This is a genomic window from Herbaspirillum chlorophenolicum, assembly GCF_001189955.1.
Lineage (GTDB): Bacteria > Pseudomonadota > Gammaproteobacteria > Burkholderiales > Burkholderiaceae_D > Herbaspirillum > Herbaspirillum chlorophenolicum.
Genome location: NZ_LFLT01000043.1, coordinates 1 through 24,681, shown reverse-complemented (window position 1 = coordinate 24,681; position 24,681 = coordinate 1). Strand labels below are relative to the sequence as shown.

At 60.9% G+C, this 24,681-nt stretch carries 28 protein-coding genes; 23 read left to right on the top strand and 5 right to left on the bottom strand.

The genetic code is table 11. The features are described from left to right. The first annotated feature begins 13 nt into the window (after positions 1 to 13). The 17 genes from rpsH (at position 14) to AKL28_RS19550 (ending at position 10,718) form a co-directional block, all read left to right on the top strand. Positions 14 to 409 (top strand): 30S ribosomal protein S8, encoded by a 396-nt coding sequence (rpsH, locus tag AKL28_RS19630; RefSeq protein WP_050469940.1) that lies wholly within the window; start codon positions 14 to 16, stop codon positions 407 to 409. 10 nt (positions 410 to 419) lie between these two features. Next, the gene (rplF, locus tag AKL28_RS19625; RefSeq protein ID WP_050469937.1) at positions 420 to 953 is read left to right on the top strand and encodes a 50S ribosomal protein L6; all 534 of its coding nucleotides are present in this window, start codon (positions 420 to 422) and stop codon (positions 951 to 953) included. 12 nt (positions 954 to 965) lie between these two features. Further along, on the top strand, positions 966 to 1,328 hold the full coding sequence (rplR, locus tag AKL28_RS19620) for a 50S ribosomal protein L18 (RefSeq protein WP_050469965.1): 363 nt from the start codon (positions 966 to 968) through the stop codon (positions 1,326 to 1,328). Positions 1,329 to 1,339: 11 nt separating this feature from the next. After that, positions 1,340 to 1,858: a 30S ribosomal protein S5 gene (gene rpsE, locus AKL28_RS19615; protein ID WP_050469934.1), complete on the top strand. Its 519-nt coding sequence runs from the start codon at positions 1,340 to 1,342 to the stop codon at positions 1,856 to 1,858. Positions 1,859 to 1,868: 10 nt separating this feature from the next. Beyond that, on the top strand, positions 1,869 to 2,048 hold the full coding sequence (gene rpmD / locus AKL28_RS19610; protein WP_050469963.1) for a 50S ribosomal protein L30: 180 nt from the start codon (positions 1,869 to 1,871) through the stop codon (positions 2,046 to 2,048). A 26-nt stretch (positions 2,049 to 2,074) separates the two neighbouring features. Further along, the gene (gene rplO / locus AKL28_RS19605) at positions 2,075 to 2,509 is read left to right on the top strand and encodes a 50S ribosomal protein L15 (RefSeq protein ID WP_050469932.1); all 435 of its coding nucleotides are present in this window, start codon (positions 2,075 to 2,077) and stop codon (positions 2,507 to 2,509) included. 19 nt (positions 2,510 to 2,528) lie between these two features. Continuing rightward, positions 2,529 to 3,860 (top strand): preprotein translocase subunit SecY, encoded by a 1,332-nt coding sequence (secY, locus tag AKL28_RS19600; RefSeq protein ID WP_050469930.1) that lies wholly within the window; start codon positions 2,529 to 2,531, stop codon positions 3,858 to 3,860. Positions 3,861 to 3,891: 31 nt separating this feature from the next. Then, positions 3,892 to 4,110 (top strand): translation initiation factor IF-1, encoded by a 219-nt coding sequence (gene infA, locus AKL28_RS19595; protein WP_005663428.1) that lies wholly within the window; start codon positions 3,892 to 3,894, stop codon positions 4,108 to 4,110. A gap of 39 nt (positions 4,111 to 4,149) precedes the next feature. Beyond that, positions 4,150 to 4,263 carry a 50S ribosomal protein L36 gene (gene rpmJ / locus AKL28_RS19590; protein ID WP_006464913.1) on the top strand — a complete coding sequence of 38 codons (114 nt, stop codon included), beginning with the start codon at positions 4,150 to 4,152 and terminating at the stop codon, positions 4,261 to 4,263. Between the two features lie 28 nt (positions 4,264 to 4,291). Continuing rightward, the gene (gene rpsM, locus AKL28_RS19585) at positions 4,292 to 4,657 is read left to right on the top strand and encodes a 30S ribosomal protein S13 (protein WP_040501720.1); all 366 of its coding nucleotides are present in this window, start codon (positions 4,292 to 4,294) and stop codon (positions 4,655 to 4,657) included. A gap of 43 nt (positions 4,658 to 4,700) precedes the next feature. Further along, positions 4,701 to 5,105 (top strand): 30S ribosomal protein S11, encoded by a 405-nt coding sequence (rpsK, locus tag AKL28_RS19580; RefSeq protein WP_050469922.1) that lies wholly within the window; start codon positions 4,701 to 4,703, stop codon positions 5,103 to 5,105. Between the two features lie 185 nt (positions 5,106 to 5,290). Beyond that, positions 5,291 to 5,914, top strand: a complete 624-nt coding sequence (rpsD, locus tag AKL28_RS19575) for a 30S ribosomal protein S4 (protein WP_050469921.1) — start codon at positions 5,291 to 5,293, stop codon at positions 5,912 to 5,914. Positions 5,915 to 6,019: 105 nt separating this feature from the next. Then, the gene (locus AKL28_RS19570) at positions 6,020 to 6,997 is read left to right on the top strand and encodes a DNA-directed RNA polymerase subunit alpha (RefSeq protein ID WP_050469919.1); all 978 of its coding nucleotides are present in this window, start codon (positions 6,020 to 6,022) and stop codon (positions 6,995 to 6,997) included. 169 nt (positions 6,998 to 7,166) lie between these two features. Beyond that, positions 7,167 to 7,562 (top strand): 50S ribosomal protein L17, encoded by a 396-nt coding sequence (gene rplQ, locus AKL28_RS19565; protein ID WP_050469917.1) that lies wholly within the window; start codon positions 7,167 to 7,169, stop codon positions 7,560 to 7,562. 211 nt (positions 7,563 to 7,773) lie between these two features. Beyond that, positions 7,774 to 8,121: a divalent-cation tolerance protein CutA gene (gene cutA, locus AKL28_RS19560; protein WP_050469915.1), complete on the top strand. Its 348-nt coding sequence runs from the start codon at positions 7,774 to 7,776 to the stop codon at positions 8,119 to 8,121. A 24-nt stretch (positions 8,122 to 8,145) separates the two neighbouring features. Then, positions 8,146 to 9,945, top strand: coding sequence for a protein-disulfide reductase DsbD (gene dsbD / locus AKL28_RS19555; RefSeq protein ID WP_050469912.1), 1,800 nt, complete (start codon positions 8,146 to 8,148; stop codon positions 9,943 to 9,945). A gap of 134 nt (positions 9,946 to 10,079) precedes the next feature. Beyond that, positions 10,080 to 10,718 carry a peroxiredoxin gene (locus AKL28_RS19550; RefSeq protein WP_050469910.1) on the top strand — a complete coding sequence of 213 codons (639 nt, stop codon included), beginning with the start codon at positions 10,080 to 10,082 and terminating at the stop codon, positions 10,716 to 10,718. A gap of 78 nt (positions 10,719 to 10,796) precedes the next feature. Here the strand turns inward: AKL28_RS19550 and AKL28_RS19545 are convergent, their stop codons facing one another. Beyond that, the gene (locus tag AKL28_RS19545) at positions 10,797 to 11,747 is read right to left on the bottom strand and encodes a LysR family transcriptional regulator (RefSeq protein ID WP_050469908.1); all 951 of its coding nucleotides are present in this window, start codon (positions 11,745 to 11,747) and stop codon (positions 10,797 to 10,799) included. A 215-nt stretch (positions 11,748 to 11,962) separates the two neighbouring features. Between AKL28_RS19545 and AKL28_RS19540 the strand changes: the two genes are divergently transcribed. The 3 genes from AKL28_RS19540 to AKL28_RS19530 all read left to right on the top strand — a co-directional run bounded on the left by AKL28_RS19540 (position 11,963) and on the right by AKL28_RS19530 (position 16,201). Next, complete coding sequence (locus tag AKL28_RS19540; RefSeq protein WP_050469906.1) at positions 11,963 to 13,102, top strand: iron-containing alcohol dehydrogenase; 1,140 nt, start codon at positions 11,963 to 11,965, stop codon at positions 13,100 to 13,102. A gap of 140 nt (positions 13,103 to 13,242) precedes the next feature. Next, entirely contained in the window at positions 13,243 to 14,832 is a 1,590-nt protein-coding gene (locus tag AKL28_RS19535; RefSeq protein WP_082221584.1) for an aldehyde dehydrogenase (NADP(+)), read from the top strand. Between the two features lie 160 nt (positions 14,833 to 14,992). Then, entirely contained in the window at positions 14,993 to 16,201 is a 1,209-nt protein-coding gene (locus AKL28_RS19530) for an ABC transporter substrate-binding protein (RefSeq protein WP_050469903.1), read from the top strand. A gap of 146 nt (positions 16,202 to 16,347) precedes the next feature. On the opposite strand, the gene AKL28_RS19525 is transcribed toward AKL28_RS19530, so the two are convergent. The 4 genes from AKL28_RS19525 to yihA all read right to left on the bottom strand — a co-directional run bounded on the left by AKL28_RS19525 (position 16,348) and on the right by yihA (position 19,971). Further along, a complete protein-coding gene (locus AKL28_RS19525) occupies positions 16,348 to 16,809 on the bottom strand; it encodes a carboxymuconolactone decarboxylase family protein (RefSeq protein ID WP_050469901.1) in 462 nt (153 codons plus the stop codon). Between the two features lie 118 nt (positions 16,810 to 16,927). After that, the gene (gene sigJ, locus AKL28_RS19520) at positions 16,928 to 17,902 is read right to left on the bottom strand and encodes an RNA polymerase sigma factor SigJ (protein WP_050469899.1); all 975 of its coding nucleotides are present in this window, start codon (positions 17,900 to 17,902) and stop codon (positions 16,928 to 16,930) included. A 16-nt stretch (positions 17,903 to 17,918) separates the two neighbouring features. Continuing rightward, positions 17,919 to 18,944 (bottom strand): porphobilinogen synthase, encoded by a 1,026-nt coding sequence (gene hemB, locus AKL28_RS19515; protein WP_050469897.1) that lies wholly within the window; start codon positions 18,942 to 18,944, stop codon positions 17,919 to 17,921. Positions 18,945 to 19,263: 319 nt separating this feature from the next. Further along, complete coding sequence (gene yihA / locus AKL28_RS19510) at positions 19,264 to 19,971, bottom strand: ribosome biogenesis GTP-binding protein YihA/YsxC (protein WP_050469895.1); 708 nt, start codon at positions 19,969 to 19,971, stop codon at positions 19,264 to 19,266. 212 nt (positions 19,972 to 20,183) lie between these two features. Between yihA and AKL28_RS19505 the strand changes: the two genes are divergently transcribed. The 3 genes from AKL28_RS19505 to ccsB all read left to right on the top strand — a co-directional run. Further along, entirely contained in the window at positions 20,184 to 20,852 is a 669-nt protein-coding gene (locus tag AKL28_RS19505) for a c-type cytochrome (RefSeq protein WP_050469893.1), read from the top strand. Positions 20,853 to 21,225: 373 nt separating this feature from the next. After that, complete coding sequence (locus tag AKL28_RS19500) at positions 21,226 to 23,376, top strand: cytochrome c biogenesis protein ResB (protein WP_050469891.1); 2,151 nt, start codon at positions 21,226 to 21,228, stop codon at positions 23,374 to 23,376. Positions 23,377 to 23,528: 152 nt separating this feature from the next. Further along, positions 23,529 to 24,681, top strand: a 1,153-nt coding sequence (ccsB, locus tag AKL28_RS19495; protein WP_050469889.1) for a c-type cytochrome biogenesis protein CcsB, incomplete at its 3' end; no start/stop codon positions are given.

The window sequence follows — 24,681 nt, the reverse complement described above, 5'->3', positions numbered from 1 at the left end:
AGGAGAAGAAGCAATGAGTATGAGCGATCCTATCGCCGATATGCTGACCCGTATCCGCAATGCGCAAGGTGTGAACAAGACTACCGTCGTCATGCCGTCTTCCAAAGTGAAGATCGCCATTGCCAACGTCCTGAAGGACGAGGGTTATATCGAAGATTTCGCCGTTGTTGCCGCTGAAGGCAAGGCTGAATTGAAAATCGGTTTGAAGTATTACGCTGGCCGTCCGGTCATCGAGCGCCTGGAGCGCGTGTCCCGTCCGGGTCTGCGCATCTACAAGGGCAAGGATGATATCCCGAACGTCATGAACGGCTTGGGCGTGGCGATTGTGTCCACCCCGCGCGGCGTGATGACTGACCGCAAAGCACGCGCAACCGGTGTCGGTGGCGAAGTGATTTGCTACGTGGCCTAAGGAGTGCAAGATGTCTCGTGTAGGTAAAATGCCTGTTGCACTGCCGAGTGGCGCGGAAGCGACCATCACTGCAGCGCATATCACCGTCAAGGGCCCGCTGGGCTCGTTGACGCAGCCGCTGACCAACAAGGTCAAGGTGGCAAACAACAATGGCTCGCTGAGTTTCGAAGTGGCTGATGACAGCCGTGAAGCGAATGCGATGTCGGGCACCCTGCGTGCTCTGGTCAACAACATGGTCAACGGCGTCACCAAGGGCTTCGAAAAGAAGCTGAACCTGGTTGGCGTGGGTTTCCGTGCTCAAGCACAAGGCGACAAGCTGAACCTGTCGCTGGGCTTCTCGCACCCCATCGTTCACCAGATGCCAGCAGGTATCAAGGTTGAGACCCCGACCCAGACCGAAATCCTGATCAAGGGTATCGATCGTCAAGTGGTTGGCCAGGTCGCCGCAGAAATTCGCGCGTACCGCGAACCTGAGCCCTATAAGGGCAAGGGTGTTCGCTACGCTGACGAAGTGGTGACTCTCAAAGAAACCAAGAAGAAGTAATAGGGGTTGATGATGGATAAGAAACAATCTCGTCTGCGCCGTGCGACGCAAACTCGCGCCAAGATCGCAGAACTGAAGGTCAATCGCCTGGCCGTGCACCGTACCAACACGCACATCTACGCCAGCGTCATCGGCCCTGATGCAAACGTGCTGGCGTCGGCTTCGACCCTGGAAGCGGAAGTCCGCGCCCAGCTGGCTGGCCAGTCGGGCAAGGGCGGCAACGCCGCTGCTGCCGCACTGATCGGCAAGCGCGTTGCGGAAAAGGCCCTGAAGGCTGGTGTGACTGAAGTCGCATTCGACCGTTCGGGTTTCCGTTATCACGGTCGCGTCAAAGCGCTGGCTGAAGCTGCGCGTGAAGCCGGCCTGAAGTTCTAAGGATAATCATCATGGCAAAAATGCAATCGAAAACGCAAAGCGACAAGCCTGATGACGGCATGCGCGAAAAGATGATCGCGGTCAATCGCGTCACCAAGGTGGTGAAGGGCGGCCGTATCATGGGTTTCGCTGCACTGGCAGTGGTTGGTGACGGCGATGGCCGTATCGGCATGGGCAAGGGCAAGTCGAAGGAAGTGCCTGTTGCCGTGCAGAAGGCAATGGAAGAAGCACGCCGCAAGATGATCAAGGTCACCTTGAAGAACGGTACCCTGCATCACACCGTTGTCGGCAAGCATGGCGCCTCGTCGGTTCTGATGTCGCCTGCCAAGGACGGTACCGGCGTTATCGCCGGCGGCCCGATGCGCGCGATCTTCGAAGTGATGGGCGTGACCAACGTGGTGGCCAAGTCGACTGGTTCGACCAACCCCTACAACATGGTCCGTGCTACCCTCGACGGTCTGTCGAAGATGAACACTCCGGCTGAAGTTGCTGCCAAGCGCGGCAAGTCGGTCGAAGAAATCCTGGGCTAAGGTGATTCAGATGGCTAACACAATCAAAGTCAAGCTGGTCAAGGGTCTGATCGGTACTCGTCAGGATCACCGCGCAACCGTGCGCGGTCTGGGTCTGCGTCGCGTCAACTCGGTTGCCGAGCTGGAAGACACCCCATCGGTGCGCGGCATGATCAACAAAGTGTCCTATCTTGTGAAAGTGGTGTCGTAAGCGTCAGCTTGCGAACGGAGCGAATCATGCAATTAAACACTATCCAACCAGCTGATGGCGCCAAGCACGCCAAGCGTCGCGTCGGTCGTGGTATCGGCTCGGGGCTGGGCAAGACTGCCGGCCGCGGCCACAAGGGTCAGAAATCGCGTTCGGGCGGTTTCCACAAGGTCGGTTTCGAAGGCGGCCAGATGCCTCTGCAACGTCGTTTGCCCAAGCGCGGTTTCAAGTCGCTGGCAACGCCGTACAAGGCTGAAGTGCGCCTGTCGGACCTGGAAAAGCTGCCCGTCGCCGAGATCGATGTGCTGGCACTGAAGCAAGCCGGCCTCGTGTCGGAACTGGCTCGTGTCGTGCGTATCATCAAGGCTGGCGAATTGACCAAGAAGGTAACCGTCAAGGGCCTGATCGCTACCAAGGGTGCCAAGGCTGCAATTGAAGCCGCTGGCGGTTCTGTTGGCGAGTGATCCGGGTTCGGAGCATTAATTGGCAACTACTCCTCAAATAGCGAAAGGCGCCGCCAAAGGCTTCCCGTGGGGCCGTTTGTGGTTCCTGCTGGGAGCGTTGATCGTCTATCGCATCGGTGCGCATATCCCGGTTCCGGGTATCGATCCGACGCAGCTGGCTCAATTGTTCAAGCAGAACCAGGGCGGCATCCTGGGCATGTTCAACATGTTCTCCGGTGGTGCTCTGTCGCGTTTCACGATCTTCGCACTGGGGATCATGCCGTACATTTCGGCATCGATCATCATGCAGCTGCTGTCGGTGGTTTCGCCGCAGCTGGAGGCGTTGAAGAAAGAGGGTGAAGCCGGTCGTCGCAAGATCACGCAGTACACGCGTTACGGCACCCTGGTGCTGGCGACGTTCCAGGCGCTGGGTATTGCCGTGGCACTGGAGTCGCAAGCCGGCCTGGTGCTGGATCCGGGTCTGGCGTTCCGCCTGACTACCGTGGTGACGCTGATTACCGGCACGATGTTCCTGATGTGGCTGGGTGAGCAGATTACCGAACGTGGTCTGGGCAACGGCATCTCGATCATCATCTTCGCTGGTATCGCGGCTGGTTTGCCGAATGCTCTGGGTGGTTTGTTCGAGCTGGTGCGTACAGGTTCGATGAGCGCTTTGTCGGCGATCCTGATTTGCGTGATCGTGGCGCTGGTGACCTTCCTGGTGGTGTTCATTGAACGCGGCCAGCGCAAGATCCTGGTGAACTATGCCAAGCGTCAGGTCGGCAACAAGATCTACGGCGGCCAAAGCAGCCATTTGCCGCTGAAGCTGAACATGGCAGGCGTGATTCCACCGATCTTCGCATCGTCGATCATCCTGTTCCCGGCGACGATCACCAGCTGGTTTACGTCGGGTGACACGACCAATCCCTTCATTCGTTTCCTGAAGGATTTGGCGGCATCGATGGCGCCAGGTGAACCGATCCACGCATTGTTGTATGCAGTTGCAATTGTGTTCTTCTGCTTTTTCTATACAGCGCTGGTGTTCAACAGCAAGGAAACTGCAGATAACCTGAAGAAGAGTGGTGCATTTGTTCCGGGTATTCGTCCGGGTGACCAGACAGCGCGTTACATCGACAAGATCCTGATGCGTCTGACACTGGCTGGTGCGGTCTATATCACACTGGTCTGCCTGTTGCCTGAGTTCCTGATCGCCCGCTGGAAAGTACCGTTCTACTTTGGTGGCACATCGCTGCTGATTATCGTGGTCGTGACCATGGACTTCATGGCCCAAGTGCAAAATTATGTAATGTCGCAGCAGTATGAGTCGTTGCTCCGCAAGGCTAATTTCAAAGGCGGTATGACCCCGCGTTAAGCGGACCCGGTTCCAATGGAAGAAGACGGGAATGGCAAAAGACGATGTTATTCAGATGCAAGGCGAGATTCTGGAAAATCTCCCTAACGCGACATTCAGAGTTAAGTTGGAAAACGGGCATGTTGTACTCGGCCATATTTCCGGGAAGATGCGAATGAACTATATCCGCATCTTGCCAGGCGATAAGGTAACGGTGGAACTGACGCCTTACGATTTGAGCCGGGCACGTATCGTGTTCCGTACCAAGTAACAGTGAATCGAACCTAGTATTGAAAGAAAGAGGGCCACAATGAAAGTGCTCGCATCAGTCAAGCGGATCTGCCGCAACTGCAAAATTATCAAGCGCAATGGCGTCGTTCGTGTGATCTGCACCGAACCGCGTCACAAGCAGCGCCAAGGTTAACTTAACGTTATTGATCGAGGAATAACGCATGGCACGTATTGCAGGGGTCAACATCCCCAACCATCAGCACACCGTGATCGGCTTGACCGCCATCTATGGTATTGGCCGTCCGCGCGCAGAAGACATCTGTGTCGCAACCGGCGTTCCGACCAACAAGAAGGTCAAGGACCTGGACGATAACGAGCTGGAAAAGCTGCGTGATGAAATCGCCAAGTTCGTCGTGGAAGGCGATCTGCGCCGTGAGTTGTCCATGAACATCAAGCGTTTGATGGACCTGGGCTGCTACCGCGGTCTGCGTCACCGTCGTGGTCTGCCGGTGCGTGGCCAACGTACCCGTACCAATGCCCGTACTCGCAAGGGTCCGCGCAAGGCCGCTCAATCGCTGAAGAAATAATCCCGGCAGGCGCTAGTCACTGGTCGGATTCAAGGAAATCATTATGGCAAAGTCCCCTAACAACGCAGCAGCATCGCGTGTTCGTAAGAAAGTAAAGAAGAACGTTGCTGAAGGTATCGCACACGTTCACGCTTCGTTCAACAACACCATCATCACGATCACCGATCGTCAAGGCAATGCCTTGTCGTGGGCAACTTCGGGTGGTGCTGGCTTCAAGGGTTCGCGTAAATCGACTCCGTTCGCTGCTCAGGTCGCTGCTGAAACAGCCGGCAAGGTTGCGATCGAATGCGGTATCAAGAACCTGGAAGTGCGTATCAAGGGCCCGGGCCCTGGCCGTGAATCCGCCGTGCGCGCCTTGAACAACCTGGGCATCAAGATCACCCAGATCCAGGACGTGACTCCGGTTCCGCACAACGGCTGCCGTCCGCCGAAGCGCCGTCGCATCTAATTTGTAGTATAATCTTGCGCTTTGCGGGATTCGGCCCAAAAGCCACCGCAAAACGCCGGAAACCACCCGCCAATGACCTTGGCGGGTTTTGTTCTTAAGACCACTGTCTGATCCTGCGCATTTTTGCGTATGCAGATCAGACTAGCGTCCGGCTGTACGGGACGTCATTCAATAAAGGAAATACTGTGGCACGTTATATCGGACCAAAAGCAAAACTCTCCCGCCGCGAAGGCACCGACCTGTTCCTGAAGAGCGCTCGCCGCTCGCTGGATTCCAAGTGCAAGCTGGATTCCAAGCCAGGCCAGCATGGCCGCACTTCGGGCGCCCGCACTTCCGACTACGGCAACCAGCTGCGTGAAAAGCAGAAGGTCAAGCGCATGTACGGCGTCCTCGAGCGTCAGTTCCGCCGCTACTTCGCTGAAGCCGACCGCCGCAAGGGCAACACCGGCGAAAACCTGCTGAAGCTGCTGGAATCGCGCCTGGACAACGTCGTCTACCGCATGGGCTTCGGCTCGACCCGCGCTGAAGCGCGTCAGCTGGTTTCGCACAAGGCGCTGACCGTCAACGGTATCGTCGTCAACATCGCTTCCTATTCGGTCAAGGCCGGTGACGTCGTCGCCATCCGCGAAAAGGCCAAGAAGCAAGTGCGTATCGCTGAAGCCCTGTCGCTGGCTGAGCAATCCGGTTTCCCATCGTGGGTTTCCGTCGATGCCAAGAAGCTGGAAGCGACCTTCAAGTCGTCGCCGGATCGTACCGAAATCGCCAATGACGTCAACGAATCGCTGATCGTCGAATTGTATTCGCGTTAATCCGTAGCATTTAGTATCTCCGTGCCCACCATCAGGTGGGCATTTTTCCGAACTGCCATCAGCCTTATCGGCGTAACGAGCCGAGGGTATTGAAAAGGACATTTCATGCAAAACAGTTTGTTGAAGCCCCGCATCATCGAAGTTGAAGCAATCGCTCCCGGTCACGCCAAGGTCGTGATGGAGCCGTTTGAGCGCGGTTACGGTCACACCCTGGGCAACGCGCTGCGCCGCGTGCTGCTGTCGACCATGACCGGTTACGCTCCGACCGAAGTCACCATCGCTGGCGTTGTGCACGAGTATTCCTCGTTGGACGGCGTGCAAGAAGACGTGGTCGACATCTTGCTGAACCTGAAGGGCGTGGTTTTCAAGCTGCATAACCGTGACGAAGTCACCCTGACCCTGAAGAAGGAAGGCGAAGGCGTAGTGCTGGCATCGGATATCGATCTGCCGCACGATGTCGAGCTGATCAATCCGGATCACGTGATCGCCAACCTGACTGCCGGCGGCAAGCTGGACATGCAGATCAAGGTCGAAAAGGGCCGTGGCTACGTGCCGGGTAACGTCCGTCGCCTGTCGGAAGACACCAACAAGACTATCGGCCGCATCATCCTGGACGCATCGTTCTCTCCCGTGCGCCGCGTTTCCTACGCCGTCGAATCGGCGCGTGTGGAACAGCGTACCGACCTGGACAAGCTGGTCATGAACATCGAGACCAACGGCGTCATCACTCCGGAAGAAGCGATCCGCCAATCGGCCCGCGTGCTGGTCGACCAGCTGAACGTGTTCGCTGCCCTGGAAGGCACCGAAGCGACTGCCGAAGCGCCGTCGCGTGCACCGCAAGTCGATCCGATCCTGTTGCGCCCGGTCGACGACCTGGAACTGACCGTCCGTTCGGCAAACTGCCTGAAGGCCGAGAACATCTACTACATCGGCGACCTGATCCAGCGCAGCGAAAACGAATTGCTGAAGACCCCGAACCTGGGCCGCAAGTCGCTGAACGAAATCAAGGAAGTCCTGGCTTCGCGTGGCCTGACCCTGGGCATGAAGCTGGAAAACTGGCCGCCTGCTGGCCTGGAGAAGTAATGTTGGCGCTACAGCCGGCTGGTAAATATGCCAGCCGGCTGTAGCGGCAAGCAATAAAGCTGTACCTGTTGTTCATTTTTCGTCATTTACCGGTCCGCGAGCGGGTCAGCCAAGCTGGCTTTGCCGATAGAAGAACTGGATCAAAACTGTTATCTGAAAGGAAATCATCATGCGTCACCGTCACGGTCTCCGTAAACTGAACCGTACTTCGTCCCACCGTCTGGCAATGCTGCGCAACATGACCGTTTCGCTGCTGCGCCACGAAGCCATCAAGACCACCCTGCCGAAGGCCAAGGAACTGCGCCGCGTTGTCGAGCCGATCCTGACCCTGGGCAAGACCGACACCCTGGCCAACAAGCGCCTGGCATTTAACCGCCTGCGCGACCGCGAAATCGTCGGCAAGCTGTTCTCCGAACTGGGTCCGCGCTACGCTACCCGTAACGGTGGCTACCTGCGCATCCTGAAGATGGGTTTCCGTCAAGGCGACAACGCCCCGATGGCATTCGTCGAACTGGTTGATCGTCCGGAAGTCAGCGACGATGCAGAAGTTCAGACCGCCGAGTAATTCCGGTTGTCACCATCAAGAAAAGCCAGGCATTGCCTGGCTTTTTGTTTTGTGGCGACTGAAGCCAGAGCGGCGGCACATCAGCCGCAGATGTGGTTGAATGTCGGAGTGCGTTGTTGGCAGCATGGGATTCCATCCAGGGGCGACATCTCTTCATATGCAAGCGCCATATCTCGCCATCGTTAGGCAAGCATGGTGAAGGACACCAGACATGACATCATCCTTATTGAACCAGCCGCTGCTGGTGTTGACCAATGTACCGGAGGAAGCGCTGGCGCAATCCCTGGCGCGTACGCTGGTGGAAGAGGGGCTGGCTGCCTGTGTGAACATCCTGGCGCCGGTGGCGTCGGTGTACCGCTGGCAAGGCCAGGTGGAGCACGCGACCGAGATCCCGTTGCTGATCAAGACCACGCAGGCACGCTATGAGGACGTGGAGCGGGCGATCTGCCGTGCCCATCCTTACGATGTGCCCGAGATCGTCGCGTTGCCGATCGCAGCCGGTTTGCCGGCGTATTTGGAATGGATGCGGGAAGAGACCGGCAAGCCCCTGCGCGTCTGATATGAAGAACCCAATTTGAGTCGCATGAACACAATCGAGAACCGCTCTTACCGCAGCATGCATCGCCTGCTGATAAACGTCCTTTGCCTGTTGTCGCTGGCCGTACTGCTGTCATCGAGCCCGGCCCGTGCGGCCGATGACTACCTGCCGCCGGAACAGGCCTTCCAGCTCAGCGCGCGCATGGTGGATGCTGCCACGCTGGAGTTGAACTACCAGATCGCGGACGGCTATTACATGTACCGCGACCGTTTCCATTTCAGCGCCGAGGGCGCCACGCTGGGCGAGCCGCAATTCCCGCATGGCGTGACCAAGTACGACGAGAATTTCCAGAAAGAGGTCGAGACCTATCACAAGGCAGTCATAGCGCGCATTCCGGTATCGGGCGCTACCGGCCCGTTCACCGTCAATGCGGTGTCGCAGGGCTGCGCCGACAAGGGGCTGTGCTATCCGCCGATGACGCTGAAGGTGAGCCTGTCGCCGCAGGCGATCGGCTCCGTGGTGCGGGCAGGTAGTGCGAGCGGTGACACGGCGTCGGCCGGCGGCGCCGATGTCGACGGCATCGCGGCGGTGCTCAAGGGCGGCAAGCTATGGAGCATCCTCTCGCTGTTCTTCATCCTCGGCATCGGCTTGTCGTTCACGCCTTGCGTGTTGCCGATGGTGCCTATCCTTTCCTCCATCATCGTCGGCCAGCAAGGAGCGGCCGCCAGCCAGGGACGCACCCGCAGCTTCCTGCTGTCGGTTGATTACGCGCTGGGCATGGCGCTGGTCTATACGGCGCTGGGTGTGGCGGCAGGCATGCTGGGCGAGGGCTTGTCGGCGTATCTGCAGAATCCGTGGATCCTTGGCGCCTTCGCGCTGTTGATGGCCGGCCTGGCCTTATCCATGTTCGATGTCTATCAATTGCAAGTGCCGGCCTCGCTGCAATCGAAACTGTCGAGCGCTTCCGGCGGCGGCAGCGGGAAGTGGGTGGGTGTGTTCCTGATGGGCGCCATTTCCGCATTGATCGTCGGTCCTTGCGTGGCCGCCCCGCTGGCCGGCGCGTTGCTGTATATCAGCCAGACCGGCAACGTGGTGCTGGGCGGCAGTGCATTGTTCGCCATGGCGCTGGGCATGAGCGTGCCATTGCTGCTGATCGGCGCTTCCGCCGGCACATTGCTGCCGCGCGCGGGCGCCTGGATGGATACGGTCAAGCGTTTCTTCGGCGTGCTGATGCTGGGCACGGCGCTGTGGATGGTGGCGCCGGTGATCCCGGCCTGGCTGCAGGTCGCCGGATGGGCTGCGCTCGGGATCGGGTATGGCGCCTACCTGCTGTGGTCGCGTCCGGCAGGCTGGGTGGCGCGCGCCTTCGGCCTGGCGTTCGCCGCGCTGGGATTGCTGCAGCTGGTCAGCGTGGCCACCGGCGGGCGCGATCCGCTGGCGCCGTTGGCGCATCTGGCCGCACAAGGGGCGACTGCCGCACACAACACGGAGTTCGTGCGTGTGCGCTCATCGGCCGAGCTGGACGCCGCGCTGGCGGAAAATGCCCGTAGCGAGCGCCGTCCGGTGATGCTGGACTTCTATGCCGACTGGTGTGTCTCCTGCAAGGAGATGGAACGCTTTACCTTCACCGACGCGCGCGTGCAGGAACGTTTTGGCCAGATGCTGTTGCTGCAGATCGATGTCACCGCCAATAATGCGGACGACCGCGCCATGCTCAAGCGCTTCAATCTGTTCGGGCCGCCGGGCATCATGTTCTTCAATGGCGAGGGCAAGGAACAGGCCGACAAGCGCGTCATCGGCTACCAGGACGCCGACCGTTTCCTGGCGGTATTGCAAAGCTTGTAAGGAAGCTGCGGGCGTACATAGATCATCATTGCGCCACGTTATTTGGTTACGTCTTAATAATTGTTGGACGAAGCCATCGGGCAAGCTATAGTCGTTCTTCTCTTTTACCCTCACCCTCGAACAAGGAGACCGTTATGACACTGCGTCTGGGCGATACCGCGCCGGATTTCGAGCAAGAATCCTCGATCGGCAAGATCAAATTCCACGACTGGGCGGGCGATTCCTGGGTCGTGCTGTTCTCCCATCCGGCGGATTTCACGCCGGTCTGCACCACCGAACTGGGCCTGACCGCCAAGCTCAAGCCCGAGTTCGACAAGCGCAACGTCAAAGCCATTGCCCTGTCGGTGGATGGCGCCGAAGCCCACAACCAGTGGATCAAGGACATCGAGGAAACCCAGCAGACCGTGGTCGGTTTCCCCATCGTGGCCGATGTCGACAAGAAGGTTGCCGGCCTGTACGACATGATCCACCCGAACCAGTCCGAAACCGCCACCGTGCGCTCGCTGTTCGTGATCGATCCGAAGAAGAAAGTGCGCCTGATCATCACCTACCCGATGAGCACCGGCCGCAATTTCGACGAAGTGCTGCGCGTACTCGACGCCCTGCAGCTGACCGATGGCTACACCGTGGCCACCCCGGGCAACTGGAAGGATGGCGACGACGTGATCATTCCGCTGTCGGTCAAGGATGAGGAAGTGATCAAGCAGAAGTACCCGAAGGGCTACAAGTCGCCGCGCCCTTACCTGCGCATCACGCCGCAGCCGAACAAGTAAGCCGTCCATTTCACGCGGACAGGAAAACGCTCCTTCGGGAGCGTTTTTTCATTGGCGGATGCATTTGTTCCAGGCAACTCATGCGCCCGGGGGAGGGGTGAGCGCCTGCGCGAAATCCTCGATGAACAGCCGCGCCACCGGCGACAGCTGAGTGCCGTGGCGCGTCACCAGCTGGTAGGGCTCGCTGCGCGTGTGCAACTGCAGCGGCAGGATGCAGGTCATGCCGAAGCGGGTGCAGAACCGCGCCACGTCCACCGACAGCAGCGCCACGAAATGCGGGTTCTTCTGCAGCAGCGAGAGCGTGGTGAAGGCCGAGGTAGTTTCCATCAGGTGCAGCGGAAAACGCAGGTCGGCATCGTGGAATTCGCGTTCCAGCGAGACCCGCATCGGCATGTTGGCCGAATACACCACCCAGCGCGAATCGGCCAGGTCCGACAGTTGCAATTCTTGCGCGTGCGCCAGCGGATGGTTGACGCTGGCCACTACTGCCAGCTCTTCATCATGGATGTTGAAGGCGTCGTACAGGTGCGGGCGCTGGCTGATGCTGGTACGGCAGATCGCCATGTCCAGCCGGCCCTGGTCAAGGAGGCGCAACAGGCGCGCGCTGGTGTCTTCCACGATTTCGACCGACAGCGAAGGGCGCTTTTCCAGCAGGCGCGTCAGTGCATCGGTCAGCAGCGGCACCGCACCCATGATGGTCCCCACCGCCAGCCGTCCGCCATTGCCTTGCATGATCGACAGCATTTCCTCGCGCAGGTGGGTCAGGTCGGTCTGGATCAGCCGCGCATAGCGGATCACGCAATGGCCGAGCTCGGTCGGCTCCAGCCCGCGGTTGGTGCGCACGAACAGTTGCGCCCCGAGGGTGCTTTCGATTTCCTGCAGGGCTTTGCTGGCGCCAGGCTGGGTCAGGGCGACCTGCTCGGCGGCCTTGAGCAGCGAGCCGTGGTCGGACAAGGCGATCAGCAGGCGCAACTGGCGCAGGTGCAGGCGCGAGGTGATCGAGGCGAGCGAGGGCAGGGAGGTTTGCATGTCGGCTGGCCGTTCTGATGGAGTCGGAAAAGCCTCAGTATGACTGTTGGTTATACCCATATCAACACCTCTCATTAGTCAAAGTGCTTGCATTGGCTTAGAGTCTGGCTTTCCAAACCAAGGCTGCAATGGGGAAAACGGATCAATGTCCGGATTTCCGCCGGGCAGGACGCCGATGGGCCCTTGGTCTGATATCTATAAATCAAGGCTATGTGATGGCACTCATCAATTACATTACCCAGGTCCAGTTCGACTACGGCGCACTGTCGCTGCTGCAGCAGGAATGCGAGCGCATCGGCATCAAGAAGCCGCTGGTGGTCACCGACATGGGCATTCGCAACGCCGGACTCCTCGATAAGGTGTTGGGCCAGTTGAAGGACGGCGCTGCCGTCCCGGTGTTCGACCAGACTCCCCCCAATCCGAACGAAGGCGCCGTGCGCGCGGCCGTGGCGATGTTCCGCGAAGCCGGCTGCGACGGCATCGTGGCGGTCGGCGGCGGTTCCTCGATCGACTTGGCCAAGGGCGTTGCCGTATGCGGTACGCATGAAGGTCCGCTGAAATCCTTCGCGCTGATCGAAGGCGGCCTGTCCAACATCACCGCCAAGACCGCGCCGGTAATCGCCATTCCGACCACCGCCGGCACCGGCAGCGAAGTCGGCCGCGGCGCCATCCTGATCCTGGACGATGGCCGCAAGGTCGGCGTGCTCTCGCCCTACCTGGTACCCAGGCTGGCGATCTGCGATCCCGAGCTGACGCTGGGCCTGCCGCCGCTGATGACTGCGGCCACCGGCATGGACGCTATCGCCCATTGCCTGGAAACCTTCATGGCCCCCGCGTTCAATCCGCCCGCCGACGGCATCGCGCTGGATGGCCTGTGGCGCGCCTGGGCGCATATCGAACGCGCCACCAAGGAGCCGGGCGACCGCGAGGCGCGCCTGAACATGATGAGCGCCTCGATGCAGGGTGCGATGGCCTTCCAGAAGGGGCTGGGCTGTGTGCACAGCCTGTCGCACTCGCTGGGCGGCATCAATCCCAAACTGCATCACGGCACCTTGAACGCAATCTTCCTGCCGGCCATCATCGCTTTCAACGAGAGCGCCGAGACCATGGCCAAAGACAACAAGATGGCGCGCATGGCGTACTCCATGGGCCTGAAGGACGGCGCCGAGATCGGTCCGGCCATCAAGGAGATGAGCCGCCGTCTGGGCTTGCCTGCCGGCTTGGGCGAGCTGGGTGTGACTGCCGATATGTTCCCGAAGATCATCAAGGGCGCATTGGCCGACCACAGCCACAAGACCAATCCGCGCGTGGCGTCGGAGCAGGATTACGAACGCATGCTGCAACAATCCATGTGATGCAACACAATGGGGCCGCGCGGTTTGCGCTGCGTGGAAAAAAGTAACTGGAACCAACCGGCCGTCCTCGTCCACACGAGGTGCGGCCATTCGCGCGTGACCCGGCAGGGCGCCGCTAACGAACAGAGCAGGAGTACATCGTGAGCTTGAACATCCTCGGACATAACTACATCGGCGGCCAGCGCAGCGGCGAAGGCGACCTCCATCTGCATAGCATCGACGCCACCAGCGGCGCGATCTTCGAGATTCCTTTTGTGACCGCGACCGAGAAGGAAGTGGCGGCAGCCGTCCACGCAGCGGAGAAGGCCTATCCGGCGTTTCGCGCGACCACCTCGGAGCAGCGCGCTGCCTTCCTGGATGCGATCGCCGACGAGATCGATACGCTGGGCGATGACTTCCTCGCCGCCGTCTCGCGCGAAACCGCGCTGCCGGCCACGCCTCGCCTGGCTGGTGAGCGCGGCCGCACCAGCGGCCAGATGCGCCTGTTCGCCAAGGTTCTGCGCCGCGGCGACTTCTACGGTGCACGCATCGACACCGCGCTGCCCGAGCGCAAGCCGATGGCGCGTCCGGATATTCGCCAGTACAAGATCGGCGTGGGCCCGGTAGCCGTGTTCGGCGCCAGCAACTTCCCGCTGGCCTTCTCGGTGGCCGGCGGCGACACTGCGGCTGCGCTGGCGGCTGGCTGCCCGGTCGTGTTCAAGGCCCACACCGGCCACCTGGTCACCTCCGAAATCGTGGCCGACGCCATTGAGCGCGCCATCAAGAAGACCGGCATGCCGGCCGGCACCTTCAACATGATCTACGGCGACCGCGTCGGCGCCCAGCTGGTCAAGAGCGCCGCCATCCAGGCAGTCGGCTTTACCGGTTCGCTGCGTGGCGGCCGTGCGCTGTGCGACATGGCGGCGGCGCGTCCGCAGCCGATCCCGGTGTTCGCGGAAATGTCGAGCATCAACCCCATCATCCTGATGTCCGAAGCGCTGAAGGTGCGCGGCGACGCCATCGCCAAGGACCTGGCCGGTTCCGTCACGATGGGCTGCGGCCAGCTGTGCACCAGCCCGGGCCTGCTGCTGGGCGTGAAGTCGCCTGAATTGACCGCCTTCATCGAGAAGCTGTCGGCCGCCTTTGGCGGCGCCGTGCCTGCCACCATGCTGAACAGCGGCGGCCTGTCGCACTACAACAGCGGCGTGGCGCGCCTGACCCAGTTGCCCGGCGTGAAAGTCATCGCCACCGGCGGCAGCAGCTACACCCAGGCCGTGCCGCACCTGTTCAAGGCCGAGGCTTCGCTGCTGTTCTCCAAGGAGGCGCCGCTGGAAGAGGAAGTGTTCGGCCCATCGACCGTGATCGTCGAACTGGAAAGCCGCGAACAGCTCATCGACTTCGCCGCCAACATGCACGGTCAGCTGACCGCCACGCTGCAAGCCGAGATCGGCGACCTGCAAGGCAACCAGGACCTGATCGCGCTGCTGGAACAGAAGGCCGGCCGCCTGCTGCTCAACGGTTACCCGACCGGCGTCGAAGTGTGCGATGCGATGGTCCACGGCGGCCCATATCCGGCCACCTCGGATGCGCGCGGCACCTCGGTCGGTACGCTGGCCATCGAGCGCTTCCTGCGCCCGGTGTGCTACCAGAACTATCCGGATGCAATGCTGCCGGTGCCGCTGAAGAACGCCAACCCGCTGGGCATCACGCGCCTGGTCGATGGCGAACTGACGCGCGCCACTCTCGGCTGATCGTCGGACGTACGATGGCATGCGCCTCAGAACCGGTTCTGAGGCGCATGCCGGCAACGCCTTCTCCGCACTCGCTTGCGGAGTCGCAACAAGAACACCACAAGAAAAATTCGTACGAGCTGCGGTACAACGCCGCAGCTTTCACCCAGAGGAGGAGACTTTGAGGAAAAGCATCAAACGCGCGGCGCTGTCCGCCGCCGTCTGCGCCCTGTTCGGCGCATCCCTGCCGGCGCAGGCCGCCGGCGATACCATCAAGATCGGTTTCATCACTGACCTGTCCGGCACTTACGCCGACATGGACGGCCAGGGCGGCATCGAAGCCATCAAGATGGCGATTGCCGATGCCGGCGGCGCCATCAATGGCAAGAAGATCGAATTCGTTTTTGCCGACCACCAGAACAAGGCCGACATCGCCGCCAACAAGGCGCGTGAATGGTTCGACCGCGACGGCGTCGACATGCTGGTCGGCGGCGTGAACTCGGCAGCCAGCCTGGCCATGGGCAAGGTCGCCGGCGAAAAGAAAAAGGTCTTCATCTCGGTCGGCGCCGGCACTACGCGCCAGACCAACGAGGAATGCAACGCCTACACCATCCAGTACGCCTACGACACCACTGCGCTGGCGCGCGGCACGGGCGCGGCCATCACCAAGCAGGGCGGCAAGTCGTGGTACTTCGTGACGGCCGATTATGCGTTCGGCACCTCGCTTGAAAAAGACACCAGCGATGTAGTGAAGGCTGGCGGCGGCACTGTCGTGGGGCAGGTTCGCGCGCCGCTGGCGACGTCCGACTTCTCTTCCTTCCTGCTGCAGGCGCAATCCTCCAAGGCGCAGATCCTGGGCCTGGCGGTGGCGGGTGGAGACATCATCAACGCCATCAAGGCGGCCAATGAATTCGGCGTGAACAAGACGATGAAGCTGGCGGGCCTCTTGATCTTCATCACCGATACGCACGCGCTGGGCCTGCAAGTCACGCAGGGCATGTACCTGACGGACGGCTGGTACTGGGACATGAACGACCAGTCGCGGGCATGGGGCAATCGCTACTTCGGCAAGATGAAGAAGATGCCCACGATGTTCCAGGCCGGCGATGCATCGGCCGTGGGCCAGTACCTGAAAGCGGTCAAGGCCGTAGGCAGCACGGACGCCGACAAGGTGATGGATTACCTGCGCAAGAACAAGATCAACGACTTCTTCACCTCCAACGGCGTGGTCCGCCCGGACGGCCGCATGGTGCACGACATGTACCTGATGGAAGTGAAAAAGCCGTCGGAATCCAAGCGTCCGTGGGATTACTACAAGCTGGTGCAGACCATCCCCGGCGAGCAGGCCTACATGACCAAGGCCGAGTCCAAGTGCGCGCTGTGGAAGTAAGGCAGGTATAGGTTTAACCGGCGGCTCCGAGGAACCGCCGGGCAGGTTTTGAGCAGAAAGTCTGATGTGGATCGGACCATGTTCGACGCATCCCGGGTGACCGGGATGCGTTTTTTTTCGTCCGTTCAACGACGCCGGATTCGCACTCAGCTGCGCCGCGGCACCTGCGGGCGCATGGAAACACCCAGGCGGTTCCAGGCATTGATGATGGCGACCGCGAAGGTGATGTTGGCGATTTCGGCTTCACTGAAGTGCTGCTTCATCAGCGCGAAAGCGGCATCTTCTTTTTCGCCGTCAGGGTTCTTCAGGTCGGTGAAGCGCTCTGCCCAGTTCAGCGCGGCGCGTTCCTGTTCGGTGAAGAAAGGGATTTCGCGCCACGCCGCCAGGGTATTGAGGCGCTGCTGGTCTTCACCGGCCTTGAGCAGGTCGTGCGAATGCATGTCGGCGCAGAAGGCGCAGCCGTTGATCTGCGATACGCGCAGGAAGATCAGTTCCACCAGCTTGGGATCGACGCCGCTCGTGTGCACGGCCTCGCTGGCCTTGATCAGTGCGTTGAAGGCAGGGGCGGCGAGCTTGGTGTGTTGCAGTCGTTGCTTGAAGTCGGACATGGCAATTCTCCTATGGGTGTGGAATCGACACCGGCGCAAATCGCCGGCGTTCATCCATAAGACGGAGCGCCATGTCGGCTTGTGACAGGTTTTCTGAAAAAAGCGGAAAAAGATTTTTTCAGGCGGCAAGGGTCTGGCGCACGATTGCCGCCAGCTTGTCCGGGTTGCGCACCACGTAGATTTCGCTGATGAGGCCGTTGTCAGTCTCCAGTACTTGGGCCGATTCCAGTTTGCCATCCACATAACGCAGCAAGCCCGGGCTGCCGTTGATCCAGGCCGCACGATAGGCGATGCGTTCGCCGAAGCGGCGGATATTGGCGTAGTAGAGCCAGGAAATGCGGGCCCCGCTGAACAATGGGTGGGGGAAGGATGCCACCTTGCCGCCGCCGTCGCCGATCAGCCGTGCATCTTCGGCCAGCAGGCCCAGCATGGCTTCACGCTCGCCGCTTTGCACTGCCTGCATGAATTTCTGCAGCAGGGTGTCATGCGCTTCGCGGGAGACAGGGCTGGATGCGGCGCGCAATGGCTTGCGCGGAGTGGCGCTGCGCTTGCCGGTTTCTTCGTGCCGGGCCAGCCGTTCGCGCGCACGGTGCACCAACTGGCGGCAACCGGCTTCGCTTTTTTGCAGGATGGCGGCGATATCGGGATAGTCGTTGTCGAATACTTCGCGCAGCAGGAAGGCGGCGCGCTCTTCGGATTTCAGGCGTTCGAGCAGCAACAGGTAGGCAAAGGAAACGTCGCTGTGCTGCTCCAGCAGCGCCTCGGGCGAGGGCGCCAGCATGGCGCTGCCGAACAGGTCGATCTCGGGCGCGGCGTCAGCCAGGTCGACCAGCGGTTCCGGCAGCCAGTGGCCGACGTAGGAAAGGCGTTCTTGCTGGACCTGGCGCAGGCGGTCGATGCACAGCCGCGTGACCACCGTGACCAGCCAGGCTTCGGCCGATGCCAGTACCGCCGTGTCTTGCCCGTGCCAGCGCAGCCAGGCGTCCTGCAATACGTCGTCGGCGTCGCTGCGCGAGCCCAGCATGCGATAGGCCACGCCGAACAGGCGCGGCCGGTGCTTGGTGAAGATCTCGGTGTCGGCGCTGGCGACCATGGCTGGCCGGGTCGGATCAGGCCTGCTTGAGCTTGCGCGCGATGTCCAGCGCAAAGTAGGTCAGCACGCCGTCGGCGCCGGCGCGCTTGAAGGCCATCATGGCTTCCATCATGGTCTTGTCGTGGTCGAGCCAGCCGTTTTGCGCGGCGGCCTTGATCATGGCGTATTCACCGCTGACCTGGTAGGCGAAGGTCGGCACCTTGAACTCGTCCTTCACGCGGCGCACGATGTCCAGGTAAGGCATGCCGGGCTTGACCATCACCATGTCGGCGCCTTCTTGCAAGTCCAGCGCCACTTCGCGCAGCGCTTCGTCGCTGTTGGCCGGGTCCATCTGGTAGGTGGCCTTGCTGCCCTTGCCCAGGTTGGCGGCCGAGCCGACCGCATCGCGGAAGGGGCCGTAGAAGGCCGAGGCGTACTTGGCCGAGTAGGCCATGATGCGGGTATAGATATGGCCCTTGGATTCCAGCATGGCGCGGATGGCGCCGATGCGGCCGTCCATCATGTCGGACGGGGCAACTACGTCAACGCCGGCATCGGCCTGGGTTTGCGCTTGCCTGACCAGCAAGGCGATGGTTTCTTCATTGAGGATGTAGCCGGTTTCGTCCAGCACGCCGTCCTGGCCGTGGCTGGTGTAGGGGTCCAGCGCGACGTCGCACAGCACGCCCAGTTCGGGGAAGCGGTCCTTCAGTGCACGCACCACGCGCGGGATCAGGCCGTCCGGGTTGGTGGCTTCGATGCCGTCCGGGGTCTTCAGCGCGGGATCGATCGCCGGGAACAGCGCCAGTACCGGCACGCCCAGCTTCACGCATTCTTCCGCCACCGGCAGCAGCGTATCCAGCGACAGGCGTTCCACGCCCGGCAGCGAAGCGACCGGCGTGCGCAGGTTCTGGCCTTCCTGGACGAAGACCGGGTAGATCAGGTCGGCGGCGGTGATGACGTTCTCGGCCATCAGGGCGCGCGAGAAGGCGTCGCGGCGCATGCGGCGCATGCGCAGGGCGGGGTAGGCGGCGGCGGTTTGCAGAGGAGAGGTGGAAACTGGCATGACTTTCTTTCAGTTCAATGTGTCGTTAACTGACATCAACGTAGAATAATTTCTATGTAAATGTCGCTATGTTCTGAAAATTGCGGCTCCCGAAGAGAGTTTGGAAACTTCCCCTGGGACACCCAATCTTATGTTCAGGCAATCCGTTGCCTCCCGCTTCCCCTTCCCTCCCTGAGCGGGGCTGATCGCGCAAGCGAACGGCGTTCGGCCTTGGAGATTGTTCCCCTTTCTCCAAGGCCTTTTTTATGGCCTGCCTGTTTTTCGTCTCTTCCGTCTCTTCCGTCTCTTTCTTCCGGTTGTTTCGTCCCGTTCCTGAGGCTTATTCCGTGGCCGGCGGTATTTCTTCGCTTTCCTCGACGGGATCGGCGGTCAGCCCTGCCAGTTGCAGGATGCGGTCATTGGCTTCATCCAGGCCGGTGCGCTTGAGCGCCGAGAACAACTGGGCCGTGAAAGGGAAGGGTTCGCCGTTTGCATCGACATAGCTGGCCAGGTAGGTCTGGGCCTGACGCAAGGCGTTGGTAGCGTCGTTGCGGTTGAGCTTGTCGGCTTTGCTGAGGATGCAATGGATGGGTTTGCCGGTCGGCGCGAACCACTCGATCATCTGGATATCGAGGTCGGTGAAGGGGCGGCGCGAGTCGACGATCATCACCAGCGCGGCCAGTTGCTGGCGCTGGCGCACATAGTCGCCCAGCAGCGCTTGCCAGTGGTGCTTGGCCGAGCCGGAAACTTCGGCGTAGCCGTAGCCGGGCAGGTCGACCAGCATCGCGCGGATCTCGTCCGAGCGCACTTCGTCATGGCGATGCTGGCCGACGTGGGCGCCGCCGATGGAAAAGTAATTGATGTGCTGGGTACGGCCAGGCGTCTTGGACGCGAAGGCCAGGCGTTTCTGGTTGCACAGCACATTGATGGCCGTGGATTTGCCTGCGTTGGAGCGGCCGGCGAAGGCGACTTCCGGCACATCGGTCTTGGGCAGATCCCGCAAATGATTGACGGTGGTGAAGAAGCGGGCTTGCCAAAGTTGCGACATAGGTGGGGCAGAAATCCGAAAGAGGGGCAAAAATGCAGAGAAGCTATTGTACAATGGGGCGCTACCTATTGCCGTGTTGACGCCAAGCAAACAAAAAAATGGCGGCCATTGGAGACAGGTCAAAAGACCGGCATTTGGTAGGGGGGCAGCCAGCCGCCAGACGGGCAGAATCTCTGAATTTGACAACCACAATAAGTAAATTAGGGTGACGAATGAACCGTGCCTTTTCCTTTTCCCCATTGTTGCAGACCGTGTTTGTTGCATTGCTGGCAGTTTCTTCCCTGGCATATGCAGCTGAAGAAAAGAAAGTAGTTGTCAAGGCCGATCCGGCCAAAGGTGAAGCGCTTTATACCAACGGCGACAACGCCCGCAATATAGTGGCTTGCGTCTCCTGCCACGGCGCCGCCGGCAATTCGACGATCACGCAAAATCCCAAATTGGCTGGCCAGCATGACGCCTACATTGCCAAGCAGTTAATGAACTTTCGCACGCCAGAGCGAAACAATCCGATAATGTCGCCGCTGGCCAAGGCCCTGTCTGACGAAGACATCCAGAATCTCGCGGCCTACCTGTCGACACAGTCGCCCAAGCCGGGCGCGGCCAAGAACAAGGACACGATCGACCTTGGCAAGCACATCTGGCGTGGCGGCATCGCGTCCAAGAACGTGCCTGCCTGTGCCGGTTGCCACAGCCCGAACGGCGCCGGCATTCCGGCCCAGTATCCGCGTCTGGCAGGCCAGCACCAGGATTACACGGTGGCGGAACTGACCAATTTCCGCGGCGGCAGCCGCAACAACAGCCCGCAGATGACGGCCATCGCCGAACGTTTGTCGGACAAGGAAATCAAGGCCGTGGCGGATTACATCGCCGGCCTGAAATAAGGAACTGTACTGATCCGGTACAAAAGAGGCGGCCCGCGTGCCGCCTCTTTTTTTGCTCGCGGGTTTGATCGGATTTGACGCAGGTCCTGGCATGCCCCTCAGGCTCGCATCACCATGTGGCAATGCCGCAGGCGCCGCAAAGCCGGGAGCATCCGGAAGCGGCTTGCGGATGCTGCCTGCCGGTTCGGCGGGTTCGCGTTTCCCGGGGCGACGGCTGCGCCAGATATGCGTTCGAGCATACCGGGGCTGTGTCGGTACGTATCACGGACTTTCGCCGGGAGCGGTAGAATCCGGGGTTGGCTATGCTTTGCCGTCCGGCAAGGCAATCGAAATGGATGCGGGGCCGGCAAACCGGATCCGGTAAGGCAGGAATATGACGACGGGCAGCAGTACCGAAGGGATTTTAATCAGGACCAAGCAGCGCTGGGTAAGCGACGCGGTCGAACTGGTGTCATCGATGCGCTTTGCGATCAGCTTGCTGACGCTGATTGCGATCGCCTCGGTGATCGGCACCGTGATGAAGCAGAACGAGCCGATGCCGAACTACGTCAACCAGTTCGGGCCGTTCTGGTTCGAGGTCTTCAACAAGCTGGGCCTGTATGCCGTGTATTCCGCCTGGTGGTTCCTGCTGTTCATGGGCTTCCTGGTGCTATCGACCTCCTTATGCATCGCGCGCAATGCGCCCAAGATGCTGCGCGACGTCAAGAGCTGGCGCGACAACGTGCGCGAGCAGTCGCTGCGCAATTTCCACCACAAAGCCGAATGGAGCAGCGCCGAGCAACCGGCGCAAGCTGCCGCGCGCCTGGCTCGGCAAGTAGGCGCGCGCGGCTACAAGGTCAAACTGGTCGACAAGGATGGCAGTACGCTTCTGGCCGCCAAGCAGGGCGCGGCCAACAAATGGGGCTATATCTTTGCGCACGCGGCCATCGTCATCATCTGCCTGGGCGGCCTGCTCGATTCCGACTTGCCGATCCGCTTCCAGCAGTGGTTCTACGGCAAACAGGCCTTTGCCGGCAACGGCATCATCTCGCAGATCCCGGAGCGCTACCGCTTGGGCATCGGCAATCCGACCTTCCGCGGCAACACGCTCATTCCCGAGGGCGCCAGCAGCAGTACGGCGATCATCCCCCAGCAGGACGGCGTGATGATCCAGGACCTGCCTTTCACGATCCAGCTCAAGCGTTTCATCATCGATTTCTATTCCACCGGCATGCCCAAGCTGTTCGCCAGCGAAGTGGTGGTGCGCGACCATGAGACCGGCCACGAGATCGCCGCCACCATCAAGGTCAACGAACCGCTGATCTACAAGAACGTGGCGATTTACCAATCCAGCTTCGAGGATGGCGGCACCAAGCTCAAGCTGGTCGGCTACCCGATGCGTGGCGGTGAGAACAGCCGCTTCGACTTCGCCGGTGAAGTCAACGGCAGCACGCCGCTGGCCCAGGCGGCCGGCGACTACACGGTGGAATGGAGCGGGTTCCGCCCCTTCAACGTGGAAAACATGAACAGCGCCGGCAACGGCGCGGGCGGCGCCAGCGGCGGCGATGCGCGCGCGGTCAACATTGGCAAGACGGTGAACCAGGGCTTCATGGGCAACCTCGACAAGCATCTCGGTTCGGGCGCCAAAAATGCCAACAACAAAGATTTCAAGAACGTCGGCCCCAGCATCCAGTACAAGCTGCGTGACAAGACCGGCCAGGCGCGCGAGTACTTCAACTACATGCAATCGATGCAGATCGACGGCGCCTACGTGTTCCTGGCCGGCATGCGCGAGCAACCCGACCAGCCGTTCCGCTACCTGCGCATCCCGGCCGACGACAACGACAGCGTGGTCGAATGGATGCGCTTGCGCGCTGCGCTGGCCAACCCGGCATTGCGTGAAGAAGCGGCGCGCCGCTATGCCCGCCAGGCCATTTCCGACAGCCGCGACACCCCGGCCGCACTGCGCGAGCAACTGCAGCAATCGGCGCAACGCGGCCTGGATATCTTTGCCGGCGATGGCAAGACGTCGGGCTTCATCGCCGTCACGCATTTCCTGGAGAAGCTGCCGGTCGCCGAACAGGAAAAGGCGGCCGATATCTTCATGAAGATCCTCAATGGCAGCATGTGGGAACTGTGGCAAGCCGCAAGGGCCAAGGATGGCCTGGAGCCGGCCGCCAGCGACGAGGCGCATGGCCGCTACCTGCAACTGGCGATCAACGCGCTGGCCGACTCGGCTTTCTATCCGGCGCCGGTGTTCCTGCAGCTGTCCAGCTTCCAGGAAATCAAGGCGTCGGTGCTGCAAGTGACGCGCTCGCCGGGCAAGAAGGTGGTCTATCTGGGCTGCCTGTTCCTGGTGCTGGGCGTGTTCTCGATGCTGTATATCCGTGAACGCCGCCTGTGGATCTGGATCAAGCCGCAGGAGGGCGGCCAGGGCAGCCATGCGCTGCTGGCCATGAGCACCCAGCGCAAGACGCTGGACTTTGAAAAGGAATTCGAGCAGATGAAAGCGGGGCTTGCGCCTGCCGCCGATTCTGCATCCTGACGTTGCACAAAGCTGGCGCTGCCGTACACAATAAGCCAGCTCATGACATGACGGAGACCGTGCCGCCGGAATATGGCGGTTATCATCCTGCGCATATAAACGCTGGGCGGCAGCGCCGCTAGCATGGTCGCAGGAATGCAGTGGAGAACGGAATGGAACTGACAGAAGCAACCCGAGGCTACCCCCAGGAACAGGGCTTCTTTCGCCGCTTGAGCGCGGTGGACTGGATTTACGCCGCCGCGCTGATGGCCGGCTCGCTGTATGCGCTCGCGCGTTTCGGCGGCTACATGGATTACTACGAGAAGGCGGTGCTGATCCTTGCCGCGCCGACTTTCGCCTGGCTGGGCTGGCACTGGAAACAGGTGCGCTGGCTGATTCCCCTGCTGGCGGTGCTGTCGCTGGGCGCCATCAGCATGTACGGCGGTTCGCTGGACATGGCGGAGAAGAAATTCTTCCTCAAGTACATGCTCTCCAGCCAGTCGGCCATCCTGTGGATGAGCGCGCTGTTCTTCCTCTCCACGCTGTTCTACTGGGGCGGATTGGCCACCCGCGCCGGCACCGGCACGGCACTCGGTTCCAAGCTGTGCTGGGCGGCAGTGGTGCTGGGATTTACCGGCATGATGGTGCGCTGGTACGAGTCCTACCTGATCGGTCCCGACGTCGGCCACATCCCCATCTCCAACCTGTATGAAGTGTTCATCCTGTTCTGCATGATCACGGCGCTGTTTTACCTGTATTACGAAGAGCGCTATGCCACCCGCCAGCTGGGCGCTTTCGTGCTGACGGTGATCTCGGCGGCGGTCGGTTTCCTGATGTGGTACACCGTGTCGCGCGATGCCGCCGAAATCCAGCCGCTGGTGCCGGCGCTGCAGAGCTGGTGGATGAAGATCCACGTGCCGGCCAACTTCATCGGCTACGGCACGTTCGCACTGGCGGCCATGGTCGCGGTGGCCTACCTGCTCAAGTCCAAGGGCATCCTGGAAGACCGCCTGCCTTCGCTGGAGGTGCTGGATGACGTGATGTACAAGGCGATCGCGGTCGGCTTCGCCTTCTTCACCATCGCCACCATCCTCGGCGCCCTGTGGGCGGCCGAAGCCTGGGGCGGTTACTGGTCATGGGATCCGAAGGAAACCTGGGCGCTGATCGTCTGGCTCAACTATGCGGCCTGGCTGCACATGCGCCTGATGAAAGGCCTGCGTGGCCGGGTGGCGGCATGGTGGGCGCTGGTCGGTTTGCTGGTGACGACCTTCGCGTTCCTTGGCGTGAACATGTTCCTCTCCGGTCTGCATTCCTACGGAGAGCTTT